Source organism: Microbacterium sp. MYb45 (genome assembly GCF_002979655.1).
Taxonomy (GTDB): Bacteria; Actinomycetota; Actinomycetes; order Actinomycetales; family Microbacteriaceae; genus Microbacterium.
Genome location: NZ_PCPG01000001.1, coordinates 34,692 through 47,715 on the forward strand (window position 1 = coordinate 34,692; position 13,024 = coordinate 47,715).

Below are 13,024 nucleotides of genomic sequence, written 5' to 3' on the forward strand. Positions count from 1 at the left end.
TCTCCCTCGGGAAAATGAATGAGTGAATTGAATATAGCTTAATCACTCACTCGCGTGCCGACCGAGGAAGTTGTAGACCTCGTTGTCGTCCACGCCGGGGAACGCGCCGCGGGGGAGCGGCGAGAACATGTGCGTGTGCACGCGCGCGCTCGGCCAGGCCCTGCCGTTCCAGCGTTCGGTGAGCTCGGCGGAGGGGCGACGGCAGCAGGATTCGTCGGGGCAGGTCGACACGGCGCGATCGCTGGTCTCGCGCCCGCGCCACCAGCGCGCGTCGTCGAAGGGGACCCCGACCGTGATGGAGAACTCTCCGTCGGTCGACGCCCCGGTCTGTGTCGAGCACCAGAACGTGCCCGAGGGCGTGTCGGTGTACTGGTGATGCTCCGTGGTGCGGTTCTGCTGGGTGAACGCCGCGCGCGCCTGGAACTTGCGGCACACCCGCTGTCCCTCCACCGCGCCGGTGACGTCCATGGGCAGCGGCAGGTCGTCGTTCTCGTAGACCCTCGTGATCGCGCCCGTGGCGTCCACGCGGAGGAAGTGCAGCGACATCCCGAGGTGCTGGGTGAGCAGGTTCGTCATGCGCATACCGGCTCCCTCGTGCGTCACCCCGAACGCGTCGCGGAAGTCCTCGACCGCGAGGTTGCGATCCTTCTTGGCCTGCTGCAGGAACGCGACGGCGGCCGTCTCCGGCATCAGGCAGCACGCGGCGAAGTAGTTGATCTCCAGTCGCTGCTGCAGGAAGTCGGCGTAGTCGGTCGGGGGCGTGTGCCCCAGGTAGCGGTGGGCCATGGCCTGCAGGGCCATCGAGCGGAGGCCGTGACCGCCGGGGATCGATGCCGGCGGCAGGTAGATCCGCCCGTTCTCGAGGTCGGTGACCGATCGTGTGGAATGGGGCAGGTCGTTGACGTAGATCAGCTCGAAGCCGAGCTTCTCGGCCATGATGCTCACCGTGCGGTGGGTGAGCGCGCCCTGCACGTGCCCGGCGGCCTTCAGATGCTTCTCGGCGAGCTTCTCGATCTCGGGGAGGTAGTTGTTCTGCGCGCGCATGCGCAGCCGCATCTCGGTGTTCGCGCGCCGTGCCTCCTCCGGGGTGGCGATGGCTTCGCGTTCGCGACGCTGCAGTTCGCGGTGCAGTCCGAGCACTGACTCGATCGTCTCGTCGCTCATGCCCTTGGTCACGCGCACGGGCGCGACGCCGAGCTGCCGGAAGACGGGGCTCTCCTGGGCGCGTTCGAGTTCGATCTCCAGCGCGGCGCGACGGTTCGGCGGCTCACCCGAGATGAGGTCGGTCACCTCGGTGCTCGTGGCGTGCGCGATCGCCTGCAGCAGCGACAGCTTGGGTTCGCGCTTGCCGTTCTCGATCAGGCTGAGCTGCGACCCGGCGACGCCGACCAGCGCGCCGAGCTCGTCGAGGGTGAACCCCTTCTCGAGCCGGTGGTGACGGATGCGATGACCGAGAGTCGTGAGGTGTATGCCGGAGGACGCCATTCCTTGAGTGTAGCGAAAGAATTGCAGTTCTTATCGCCCGGTTTGTCCGAAAGTCCGGTCGGAAGCGGAAGAAGATAGGTGCAACGCCCCACAATTCAAAGGAGCACACGTCATGGCCTTCGCCGAAGTCTTCACCCCTCGCACGTCTCCCGTCGCACCGACGCGTACGTTCGGCGCGGCTCCGACGTATGACACCCCCGCCATGGCCGAGCTGGCCGCGTGGGTCGAGGAGATCCGCGTTCTCACCCAGCCCGACTCCGTGCACTGGGTCGACGGCTCGCGCGCCGAGAACGACTGGCTGCTGCACGGCCTCGTCGACGAGGGCAAGCTCATCAAGCTCAACCCCGAGTGGCGTCCCGGCTCCTACCTCGCCCGCTCGCACCCCAGCGACGTCGCCCGCACCGAGGGACGCACGTTCATCGCCTCCGAGCGCGAAGAGGATGCCGGCCCCACGAACAACTGGGCGGACCCCGCCGAGATGCACTCGAAGATGGACGAGATCTTCGAGGGATCGATGCGCGGCCGCACGATGTACGTCGTGCCGTTTTCGATGGGACGCGTGGGCGGCCCGCTCTCGCACATCGGCGTGCAGATCACCGACAGCGCCTACGCGGTCGCGTCGATCGGCATCATGACGCGCGTCGGCGATGCCGTCACGCGTCAGATCGCCGAGGGGGCTCCGTGGGTCAAGACCGTGCACACGGTCGGCGCGCCCCTCGCCCCGGGCGAGAACGACGTCGAGTGGCCCTGCAACGACGACAAGTACATCGTCCACTTCCCCGAGACGCTCGAGGTCTACTCCTACGGTTCGGGCTACGGCGGCAACGCGATCCTCGCCAAGAAGTGCTTCGCGCTGCGCATCGCCTCGGTGATCGCCCGTGACGAGGGCTGGCTCGCCGAGCACATGCTGCTCATCCGCGTGATCGACCCGCAGGGCAAGGCGTACCACGTCGCGGCCGCGTTCCCCTCGGCGTGCGGCAAGACGAACCTCGCCATGCTCCGCCCCACGATCCCGGGGTGGAAGGTCGAAACCCTGGGTGACGACATCGCCTGGATCCGTCCGGGCGAAGACGGTCGCCTGTGGGCGATCAACCCCGAGGCCGGCTTCTTCGGCGTCGCACCCGGCACCGGCGAATCGACCAACGTCACGGCGGTCGAGACGCTGTGGGGCAACACGATCTTCACCAACGTCGCGCTCCGTCCCGACGGCGACGTGTGGTGGGAGGGCCTGACCGACGAGGCGCCCGCGAACTTGATCGACTGGGAGGGCAACGAGTGGACGCCCGACTCCGGTCGACCGGCAGCGCACCCCAACTCCCGGTTCACGGTGTCGGCGGCGCAGTGCCCGCAGATCTCCGACGACTGGGAGGAGGCCGTGCCACTCGACGTCATCCTCTTCGGCGGGCGTCGCGCCAGCAACGTCCCGCTCGTGGTCGAGGCCACCGACTGGACGCACGGTGTCTTCCTCGGCTCGAACATCTCGTCGGAGCGCACGGCTGCGGCCGAGGGCACGGTCGGGGAGCTGCGCCGCGACCCGTTCGCGATGCTGCCCTTCTGCGGCTACAACATGGCCGACTACTTCGGCCACTGGCTGAAGGTCGGTCGTGGTCTGCGCTTCGACCGCGCACCGCGCATCTTCCAGGTGAACTGGTTCCGTCGCGGTGACGACGGCCGGTTCCTGTGGCCCGGCTTCGGCGACAACTCGCGTGTCGTCGACTGGATCATCCGCCGCATCGCCGGCGACGTGCCGGCTGTCGACAGCCCGATCGGACGCCTGCCGCGCGTGGAAGACCTCAACCTCGACGGACTCCACATCCCCGCCGCCGACCTCGACGAGCTGTTCGCCGTCGACGCCGCGGCGTGGCAGACGGAGGCCGACCTGACCGAGGAGTTCTACGACACCTTCGGCGACAGGGTTCCGGCGGCGCTGCGCGCCGAGCTGGCGTCGCTGCGCTACCGCCTCGCCAAGGCGTAGCCCCAGACCGGTGCCGGTTCGGGGGAGCCGGCACCCTCACACCCGCGAAGGCGGGACATCAGAGACGAACCCATGGCTGAGTGGTCTCCGACGTCCCGCCTTCGTGTCGTCCGGGAACGGACGAGAATCAGGTGAGCAGCTGGTGCCGGGCGAGGTCGCGGTAGAGCGGTGTCGACTCCACGAGCTCCTCGTGCGTGCCCTGGCCGACCACGACGCCGTCCTGCAGCACCACGATCAGGTCGCTGTCGACCACGGTCGACAGGCGGTGCGCGATCACGATGAGTGTGCGGTCGGTCGAGACGGCATCGATGGCTTCGCGCATCCGCTGCTCGTTCACGCCGTCGAGCGATGACGTCGATTCGTCGAGCAGCAGGATCGGAGCATCGGTGAGCAGGGCGCGGGCGATCGCGAGACGCTGGCGCTCGCCGCCGGACAGCATGACGCCATCCTCGCCGACGGGCGCGTCGATGCCCAGCGGGTTGCGTTCGAGCACGTCGCCGAGGTTCACGGCACGCAGCACGCGTTCACAGTCCGCGTCGGAGGCATCGGGTGAGGCGAGACGCAGGTTCTCGGCGAGCGTGCCGGCGAGGGTGGGAGCATCCTGCTCGACGTACCCGAACTGGGCGCGCAGCTCGTCGCGCGGGTAGGTGCGCGCGTCGTGGCCGTGCAGGCGGATGGAGCCGCCGGTCGGGTCGTAGAACCGCTCGATCAGCGACAGGATCGTGCTCTTTCCCGCACCGCTGGGGCCGACGAGGGCGACTCTGGCGCCGCGCGGAACGGCGAACGACACCCCGCGGAGCACTTCGTGGTCCTGCGCGGCCGGCGGTGCACCCTCCGCGGATTCCAGGTGCGCGTCGGCGAGCAGGTTCCGGGCCTCCTTCGCTGCGGCATGACGGGCTGCCACCACGTTCGCGGGGTAGTGGAAGCGCACGTCGCGGAACTCGATGGCCGGTGCGCCGGGTGCTGCGTCCTCGGGAGGGAGGGCGGCGGCGATGGCCTCGTCGTCCTGCGACTCCGTCGGCAGGTCCAGCACCTCTTGGATGCGACCGAGTGCGCCGAGTGCCTGGTTCACCGAAGTGATCGCGCCGAAGGTCGTGGCGAGCGGCATCACGAGGAGGAACAGGAACATGATGAACGAGATCAGCGACGCGATGGTGATCGCGCCGGCGGCCACCCGGAACCCGCCGACGCCGAGGACCACGAGCAGCGACAGCTGCAGCGCGATGCCGGAGACGGGCACGACCATCGACGAGATCTTGGCGATGCGCACGCCGATGCCGTACGCGTCGGTGGCGAGCTCCGACACCGCGGCCGTCTCGCGCTCGGTGGCGCCCGAGGCGCGGATGGTGCGGATCGAGCCGACCGCACGCTCCACGCCGGAGGCGAGTTCGCCGACTTTCTCCTGCTGCGCGGTCGAGGCGGTGCGGATGCGGCCGCTGAGCAGCACGACGACCGTGACGGAGATGCCGATCACCACCACGATGAGCAGCAGGAGGATCGGGTCGATCAGAAGCATCGCGATCAGCGCGCCGAGGAAGAGCACGGCGCTGCCGACGGCATCCGCGAGGCCCTGCGTGAGCACGGCGTAGAGGAGGGTCGTGTCGGTGCCAACGCGGGAGACGAGGTCGCCGGTGCGGCGGGCATCGAACTCGGAGGTCGGCAGGTGCAGGATGCGGGCGATCAGCTTGCGGCGGCTCGAGTGCACGACCGCGGTGCCGGTGCGCTGGAGCAGATAGTGCTGAAAGCCCGAGATGACGGACGACACGATCACGAAGCCGACGAGCAGCCACACGAGGATCCCGATCCCGGTGTCGGACTGCACCGCCTCGATGACCTGGCCGACGAGCAGGGGTTGCACGAGAGACGTGGCGGCACCGACGACGCTGAGCACGGCGACCACGATCAGGGTTCGCTTGTGTTCGAAGAGGAAGGGGAGGAGCTGGCGGAAGGTGGCGCGCGGGCCTTCGGGCTGTGCGCCACGTCCGCGGCGGCGTGCTGTCGCCGAACCGGACATGCGGGACCTCGATCTGGAGATGGTACTTCGACCGTACTTCGTTCGCGGCCGAATCCTATGGGCGGGCTGTAAGGGTGCGCGGTGTCGGGGCCGGGCGTCAGGAGCGACCGAACCGCCGGTGCGCGGCCTGCTTGCTCACGCCGAGCGCGCTCGCGATCGCCTGCCACGAGTATCCGAGGTTGCGGGCGCGGCGCACATTCGCCTCCTCGGCGCGGGCGATCTCCTTACGCGTCTCGGCGAGCCTGTGCAGCGCGGCCAGGGGCTCGCTGCCATCGTCCTGTGCGATCGCGATCGGCATTGTCATGATGCACCTCCTGCGTCAATTCTTGTTGACTGCTGCAGAAATGTCAATTTCTGTTGACGTGTGAGACTGGTGGGATGCTGACCGCTCCGAAGCTCGTCCCCGGCGATCGTGTTGCCATCCTCTCGCCTGCGTTCGCGGCGCCCGCGGTCGCGCCGGAACTCCACGCACAGGCGCTGCGCCGTCTCGAGGAGCACACCGGCCTGATTCCGGTGGAGTACCCGACCACGCGTGAGCTCGACGCGAGCCCGCAGGCACGCGCCGCCGACGTGAATGCGGCTTTCGCCGATCCCACAATCCGGGCGATCCTCGCCACGATCGGCGGGGATGACCAGATCCTCGTCGTCCCGCACCTCGACCCCACGCTTCCGGTGGTCGATCCGAAGCCGTTCGTGGGATACAGCGACAATACGAACATCCTCAACTGGCTCTGGGGGCTCGGGGTGCAGGGCTACTACGGCGGATCGACAGCCGTGCACCTCGGGCCCGGACCGCAGGTGGACAGCATCCACCTGCGGTCGCTGCGCGCGCTGCTGCTGGAGGGCGGCGCGCTGGAGATCACCGAACCGGGGGAGTCGGAGGATGTCGGGCGGCGGTGGGCAGACCCCCGAGCGCTCGTGGAATTCGGCGATCGCATCCCGACCGACCCGTGGACGTGGGCCGGGCCCGCCGTGCGCGTCGAGGGCACGACCTGGGGCGGATGCCTCGAGGTGATCGATGGTCTCGCATTCGTCGGCCGACTCCCGGCTGCGGAGCAGCTCGAGGGCGCGATCCTGCTGCTCGAGACGAGCGAGGAGCGGCCGCCCGCCGGCTGGGTCGCCCGGTGGCTGCGAGGGCTCGGCGAGCGAGGGATCCTCACCGCGGTCTCCGCGGTCGTGGTCGCGCGCCCGCCGGTGAGCGATTTCGAGTTCCGCCCCACGCCCGCTGAGGCTGAGACACTCCGTGCGGCGCAGCGAGACGCGGTCATCGACGTCGTGACCCGTTACAACTCCGCGGCCGTCATCTGCGTCGGTCCGCCGTTCGGGCACACGCGTCCGCAGTGGATTCTGCCGTACGGCGGCACCATGGTCGTGGACGGTGCCGCCCGCACGATCACCGCCGCGTATTGATCTGAGTTCGACCGCGCGGATTATCCCCAGCTCGCTCTTTCGCGCATGCGCAACACATGCGATCCTGGAAGAGTGGGTCGGATGCTGCAGGTACGAAATCTCCCGGACGATGTTCATGCACGCCTCAAGGAACGCGCCGCCGCGGAGCGCATGTCGCTGTCCGACTACGTGGCCCGCGAACTCGCGGACCTCGTGCAGTACCGGACGAACGCGGAGATCATCGCCGCAGCGCGCGCGAGGTCGGTGAGTGACGGAAGCGCGCTCACACGCAGTCAGATCCTCGCGGCGCGTGACGCGGCTCGTGCCGACAGGGACGACGAGCTCGCCCCATGAGCACCGCGGTCGTGCTCGATGCCTCCGCAGCGATCGATGCCCTGCTGGGCACGAGTGACTGGGTGAACGGCGACGACTTTCACGCACACGCCGGGCTCGACATCGAGGTGCTCTCGGTGTTGCGGCGTCAGACGCTCCACGATGGCCTGCCGGCTCACCGCGCGCGGGAGGCGCTCGACCTCTTCGGCGAGCTGCAGATCACGCGGCATCCGCTGCGCCGGCTGATACCGCGGATCTGGATGCTGCGGGACGATGTCACCGCCTACGACGCCGGGTATGTCGCGCTCGCCGAGGCCCTCGGCATCCCGCTGCTCACGCTCGACCGGAAGCTCGCGAAGACGGCGGCGCGCTACTGCGAGGTCATCGTCCTCTGACGGGCGTCACGCCCGCGTGCTGATCTGAGTCCTGCGGGAGCGGCAGCCTCCGACGCCGGCGGCTGCCGCTCTCCGTGATCAGAGCTCGACGGCGGCGGCGACCCCGAGGTCGTCGTCGTAGTCGTGGTCCTTCGTCTCGGGGGAGAGGAGCAGTGCGACGAAGGTCAGCACACCCATCGCGGACAGGTAGAGGCCCACCAGCCACGGCGCGCCGTCGCCGAGCGCCCACAGCCAGAGCGCGATCAGAGGCGCCACAGCCGCGCCGAGGATCGACGACACGTTGTAGGCGATCGCCGACCCCGTGTACCTCACGTTCGTCGGGAACAGCTCGGGGAGCAGCGCGCCCATCGGGCCGAACGTCGCCCCCATCAGCATGAACCCGAACACGAGGAACGCCTGAGCGAGTGCACCGGTGAACTTCGGGTCGACGGCGGGGAGGAGGAACGTGTTGAACGTGAAGCCGAACACGATGATCGCGCCCGTGACCCAGAGCAGCAGCTTCCGGCGTCCGACAGCGTCGGCGATCGGCCCGGAGAGCAGCGTGAAGATCCCGAAGAACACCACGCCGATGATCTGCATCAGCACGAAGTCGGTGTAGCCGAATCCGAGGCCGGGGTAGAACTGTGCCGCGAACTTGGTCGGGTCGAACGGTGCGCCCGTCGCTTCGGCTGCGGCTTTCGCGGCGGCCGAAGCGGTCTCGAGCGACGCGGGCTTGGTGCCGTAGGCGAGCGTGAAGTTGGTCATCAGATAGAACAGCACGTAGGTCGCCAGCATGATGAACGTGCCGAGGATCAGCTGCTTCCAGTGGTGACGGAACACCGTCGCGAGCGGGAGCTTGCGGATCACGCCCTTCGTCTCGGCCTTCTTGAACGTGTCGGACTCGACGAGCTTCAGTCGCACCCACAGGCCGATGATCACCATGACGGCCGAGAAGAGGAACGGGATGCGCCAGCCCCAGGAGAGGAACGCCTCGGACTTGAGGACCGGGTTCTCGGCGTGCGGCAGCAGCCAGTTGATCGAGAGGAAGAGGAAGTTGGCGATGATGAAGCCGAGCGGTGCACCCAGCTGCGGGAAGGTGCCGTACCAGGCGCGCTTGCCTTTCGGGGCGTTCTCGGTGGCGACCAGCGCGGCACCCGACCACTCGCCACCGAGCGCGAAGCCCTGGGCGAGACGCAGGATCAGCAGCAGGAGCGCTGCCCACCAGCCGATGTCCTGGTACGTGGGGAGCAGACCGATCACGAAGGTCGCGATTCCCATGGTCAGCAGCGATGCCACGAGGGTGGCCTTGCGGCCGAACTTGTCGCCGAAGTGGCCGAAGACCACGGCGCCGATGGGACGCGCGACCATCGCCGCACCGAAGACGGCGAACGACGACAGGAGCGAGGTGGTGTCGTCTCCGGTCGGGAAGAACAGCACGGGGAACACGAGAACGGCCGCCGTCGCATACGCGTAGAAGTCGTAGAACTCGATGGTCGTGCCGACCAGACTCGCGGTGATGACGCGCGAGCGCGGGTTCGCGGGCGCAGTGGCAGTACTCATGAGGCTCCTCCGTTCAGCCCCTTTGGTATACCGGGGACTCGGCGAGTTTACGCCTTCCTGAGTGTTGGCTGTGTACGCGTTTCGCGTGTCATTCGGCGCGCGATCCGGATGCGTAGAGTCGAGGGCGGCGAAAGGCGGGAGGAACGATGACCACGAGGATGCTGCTCCTGGCCGACACCCACGTGCCGAAGCGGGCGAGAAGGCTGCCGGATGCGGTGCTGCAGGCGGTGGACGATGCCGAGATCGTGGTGCACGCGGGCGACTGGGTCGACGAAGCCACACTCGATCTGCTGGAGTCGCGGTCGCGGGTGCTGCACGGCGTGTACGGCAACAACGACGGCCCCGAGCTGCGGGCACGCCTGCCGGAGGTCGCCCGGTTCACGGTCGAGGGCGTCGATATCGCCGTCGTGCATGAGACGGGGGAGTCCCGCAGGCGCGAAGAGCGGATGGACGAGGCGTACCCCGGCATCGATCTCCTCGTATTCGGGCACTCGCACATTCCCTGGGACACCGTGTCCCCTGCGGGCCTGCGACTGCTCAACCCCGGGTCGCCCACGGACCGCCGTCGGCAGCCGGCGTGCACCATGATGTGGGTCACGATCGAGGGGACGAATGTGAACGCGACGCTGGTGCCGCTGCCGTGAACCATCCGCCCGTCTCCCGCGCTCCGATGCGCTCCCGCGTCACTCCTCCGTGACGCCGAGCGCCGGTGCCTCGACGAAGCGGGCGACGGGTGCCAGGATCTGCTCGAGCTCGAGCACGACGAGCCGGTTGCCGCCGGTGCGTGTCGCCGGTGCGGGCACGTAGAGCGTGCGCTGCGGCCCGTTGCGCCAGTAGCGGCCGAGGAAGAAGCCGTTGACGAACGCGTATCCCTTGCTCCACGGTGCGGTGTCGAGGAACAGGTCGGTCGCGGTGTCCACTGTGAACTCGGCGGTCCACGCGAGCGGGCCGTCTCCCGCAGCATCCGTCGGCTGTGCCGAGGCGAGCTCGGCGGCGATGGCGGCGACGTCGAGCGGTGTCGAGCGCCACCCGGTCACGACTGTGCCGTCGAGAGTGACCGCGCCGATCAGCCCCTTCTCCTCGCCGAGCCGGTGGTCGTAGTTCACCCGGCCCTGGTCCTCGACCAGGATGCTGAGGGTGCGGCCGGCCGGAATGCGGATCGCACGGTCATGCCGCGTGCGGGAGAGCGTGCCGACGGCGACGCCATCGACGCTCACCCAGGCGAGGTCGCGCACCTCGTCGATGAGCAACTGGCCGCCCTTCCCGTCCGGGAGGTCGACGTCGTATCGCACCAGCGCGCTCAGATGCCCGAGGGCGTCGAAGCTCTGCGGCTGTGCGGCGACCGCACCGGATCCGGCAGCATCCGTCCACGCCCCGACGGGGGAGAGGGAGACTTCGAGCGCCGGTGCCGCGCTCGCGAAGGCTGGCACCTCTTCCGGCACCGGGGCGTACTTCGCGATCACCTCTCGGAAGGCGAAGAACTTCTCCGTGGGGGTGCCGGCCTCGTCGAGCGGCGCGTCGTAGTCGTAGGAGGTCACGAGCGGCAGGTAGCGACCCTTGTCGTTCGCGCCGTTGGTGAGCCCGAAGTTCGTGCCGCCGTGGAACATGTAGATGTTGACCGATGCTCCGGCGGCGAGCAGGGCGTCGAGGTCGGCTGCGGCAGCGGTGACGTCGGTCGTGTGATGCACTCCGCCCCACCAGTCGAACCAGCCGTCCCAGAACTCCGAGCACATCAGGGGGCCGGTCGGCTGGTGCCGGCGCAGGGTCGCGAGGCGTTCCGCGCTGCGGGATCCGAAGGAGCCGGTCTTGTGCAGCTCGGGGAGGCTGCCGTCGCTCAGCATCTGATCCACGGGTTGATCCACGGTCGTCAGCGGCACCGTGATGCCGGCGTCCCGCGTGACGGCGACCAGTGCCTCGAGGTAGGCCTTGTCCGCTCCGTAGGCGCCGTATTCGTTCTCGATCTGCACGAGCACGACGGGTCCGCCCCGGTCGATCTGGCGCGGCGCGACGATGTCGTACACGCGTCGCAGGTAGGCGCTCACCTCGACGAGGAAGTCGGGAGCCGACGATCGCAGGTTCTCCATGCTCCCGGTCAGCCACACCGGCAGACCGCCGTTGTGCCACTCGGCGCAGATGTAGGGACCCGGGCGCACGATCGCATCCAGACCCTCGGCATGAACGAGGTCGAGGAAGCGTCCGAGATCGTTCCACCCGGTCGTGTCCCACTCACCGCGCCGCGGGGCGTGCGCGTTCCAGGCGACATACGTCTCGATCGTGTTCAGGCCCATCAGCCGTGCCTTGCGGATGCGGTCCTGCCACAGGTCCGGGTGCACCCGGAAGTAGTGGATGGCGCCGGAGATCACCTGATGCGGCTGACCGTCGCGGAGGAAGTCGGTGTCGCCGAGAGAGAACGTGGTCACGTGTCGGAGTGCTTTCGATCGAGGAGCTGAGCCGGCCCCGCTCTGGGGCCGGCTCAGCCACGGGTGTTACTTGTTGACGGTGAAGCCCTGCGCGTTGCCGTACTCGACCAGCGCGTCCTGCCAGGCCGTCAGGCCCTCGTTCAGGTCGGTGCCGTTCTGGTACGACTGGCCCACGGTGTCGCCGAAGATGCTGTTCGCGTACACCTGGTAGGGCAGGTAGCTCCAGTCCTCGACCACGTCGTCGGCTGCGGCCGCGAGGACCTCGTTGATCTTCTGGCCACCGAAGTACTCCGGAGCATCGGCGAGGAACTCTTCGCTGGAGAGCTCGGCGGTCGTCGACGGGAAGCCGCCTGACTCGAGGAAGATCGAGATGCTTTCCTCCGAGTTGTTCAGCCACCACAGGAAGCCGGCCGCGAGCTCCGGGTTCTTGCTCTGCGTCGTGACGGCCTGACCGCCACCGCCGTTCTCGGCGCTCGCCGGAGTGCCGTCGTAGGTCGGCATCGGCGCGACGCGCCAGTCGCCTGCGCCGTCGGGGGCGCCGGTGATGAGGTTGCCGGGCATCCAGGCGCCGATCACGAGGGTGGCGAGGCTGCCGTCACCGAGGCCGCGGAACCACTCGTCGCTCCAGCTGCCGTAGGGCGCGACGAGGTCCTCCTCGACGAGGCGGTTCCAGTTCTCGGTCCACTTCTTCGACCCTTCGTCCTGCAGGTCGATCGTGACATCGGTGCCCGAGGTCTCGAACGGCTTGCCTCCGGCCTGCCAGATCATGGAGGTCGCGAAGCCGGCGTCGCCGGTGTCGTTGGTGATGTAGGCGTCGGGGTTCGCGGCGTGGATCTTCTTCGCCGCCTCGTAGTACTCGTCCCAGGTGGTCGGCACTTCGACGCCCGCGGCGTCGAACACGGTCTTGTTGTAGAACAGCGCCATGGGGCCGGAGTCCTGCGGCAGGCCGTAGATGGCGTCGCCGGCGGTGACCGAGTTCCAGGTGGATGCGGTGTAGTCGTCCTCGAAGTCGGCGAAGCCGTACTTCGACAGATCGGCGAAGGCGTCGGTCAGTGCGAACTGCGGGAACGCGTAGTACTCGATCTGTACGACGTCGGGCGCGCCGGAGCCTGCCTTGATCGCGTTCTGCAGCTTCGTGTACTCCTCGTTGTTGGTGCCGGCGTTGACGAGGTTGACCTTGACGTTCGGGTATTCCTTCTGGAACGCCTCGACCTGAGCCTCGGCAGACGGCGTCCACGACCAGTACGTGATCTCGCCGCCCTTCTCGAGCGCGGCCTCGACGGAGTCGAAGGAGCCGGATCCGGCGTCGGAGCCGGAGCCGCTGCCGGCGTCGCTGCCGGTGCTGCAGCCGGCCAGCGCCAGTGCTGCCACGGTTCCTGCGGCGAGCACCGCGAGGGCGCGCCGTGTCGGTGAGGGAAGGTGCTTCATTGCTGTGTCCTTTCGGGGGTGCGATCCAGCATCGGATCGCGAGGGG

At 68.4% G+C, this 13,024-nt stretch carries 11 protein-coding genes; 5 read left to right on the forward strand and 6 right to left on the reverse strand.

The features are described from left to right. Positions 1–42: 42 nt before the first annotated feature. Positions 43–1,485 carry an XRE family transcriptional regulator gene (locus CQ034_RS00165; protein WP_029263022.1) on the reverse strand — a complete coding sequence of 481 codons (1,443 nt, stop codon included), beginning with the start codon at positions 1,483–1,485 and terminating at the stop codon, positions 43–45. A 112-nt stretch (positions 1,486–1,597) separates the two neighbouring features. Between CQ034_RS00165 and CQ034_RS00170 the strand changes: the two genes are divergently transcribed. Beyond that, a complete protein-coding gene (locus tag CQ034_RS00170) occupies positions 1,598–3,460 on the forward strand; it encodes a phosphoenolpyruvate carboxykinase (GTP) (RefSeq protein WP_181156173.1) in 1,863 nt (620 codons plus the stop codon). 127 nt (positions 3,461–3,587) lie between these two features. Here CQ034_RS00170 and CQ034_RS00175 read toward each other — a convergent pair whose 3' ends face one another. Together CQ034_RS00175 and CQ034_RS00180 are read right to left on the reverse strand one after the other, a co-directional pair. Then, entirely contained in the window at positions 3,588–5,474 is a 1,887-nt protein-coding gene (locus CQ034_RS00175) for an ABC transporter ATP-binding protein (RefSeq protein WP_105709512.1), read from the reverse strand. A gap of 97 nt (positions 5,475–5,571) precedes the next feature. Beyond that, a complete protein-coding gene (locus tag CQ034_RS00180) occupies positions 5,572–5,778 on the reverse strand; it encodes a transcriptional regulator (protein WP_105709513.1) in 207 nt (68 codons plus the stop codon). A gap of 74 nt (positions 5,779–5,852) precedes the next feature. Between CQ034_RS00180 and CQ034_RS00185 the strand changes: the two genes are divergently transcribed. The 3 genes from CQ034_RS00185 (at position 5,853) to CQ034_RS00195 (ending at position 7,591) form a co-directional block, all read left to right on the forward strand. Next, a complete protein-coding gene (locus tag CQ034_RS00185) occupies positions 5,853–6,884 on the forward strand; it encodes a S66 peptidase family protein (protein ID WP_105709514.1) in 1,032 nt (343 codons plus the stop codon). Positions 6,885–6,965: 81 nt separating this feature from the next. Continuing rightward, entirely contained in the window at positions 6,966–7,217 is a 252-nt protein-coding gene (locus CQ034_RS00190; RefSeq protein ID WP_105709515.1) for a hypothetical protein, read from the forward strand. Then, positions 7,214–7,591, forward strand: coding sequence for a type II toxin-antitoxin system VapC family toxin (locus CQ034_RS00195; RefSeq protein WP_105709516.1), 378 nt, complete (start codon positions 7,214–7,216; stop codon positions 7,589–7,591). Before CQ034_RS00190 ends, CQ034_RS00195 begins: the two co-directional genes overlap by 4 nt. 78 nt (positions 7,592–7,669) lie before the next feature. Here CQ034_RS00195 and CQ034_RS00200 read toward each other — a convergent pair whose 3' ends face one another. After that, complete coding sequence (locus CQ034_RS00200) at positions 7,670–9,130, reverse strand: MFS transporter (RefSeq protein ID WP_105709517.1); 1,461 nt, start codon at positions 9,128–9,130, stop codon at positions 7,670–7,672. A 146-nt stretch (positions 9,131–9,276) separates the two neighbouring features. Here CQ034_RS00200 and CQ034_RS00205 point away from each other — a divergent pair, with 146 nt between their 5' ends. Beyond that, positions 9,277–9,774: a metallophosphoesterase gene (locus CQ034_RS00205; RefSeq protein ID WP_105709518.1), complete on the forward strand. Its 498-nt coding sequence runs from the start codon at positions 9,277–9,279 to the stop codon at positions 9,772–9,774. A gap of 39 nt (positions 9,775–9,813) precedes the next feature. On the opposite strand, the gene CQ034_RS00210 is transcribed toward CQ034_RS00205, so the two are convergent. Together CQ034_RS00210 and CQ034_RS00215 are read right to left on the reverse strand one after the other, a co-directional pair. After that, complete coding sequence (locus CQ034_RS00210; protein ID WP_105709519.1) at positions 9,814–11,550, reverse strand: beta-galactosidase family protein; 1,737 nt, start codon at positions 11,548–11,550, stop codon at positions 9,814–9,816. A 66-nt stretch (positions 11,551–11,616) separates the two neighbouring features. Then, complete coding sequence (locus CQ034_RS00215; protein ID WP_105709520.1) at positions 11,617–12,978, reverse strand: sugar ABC transporter substrate-binding protein; 1,362 nt, start codon at positions 12,976–12,978, stop codon at positions 11,617–11,619. Between the last annotated feature and the right edge of the window lie 46 nt (positions 12,979–13,024).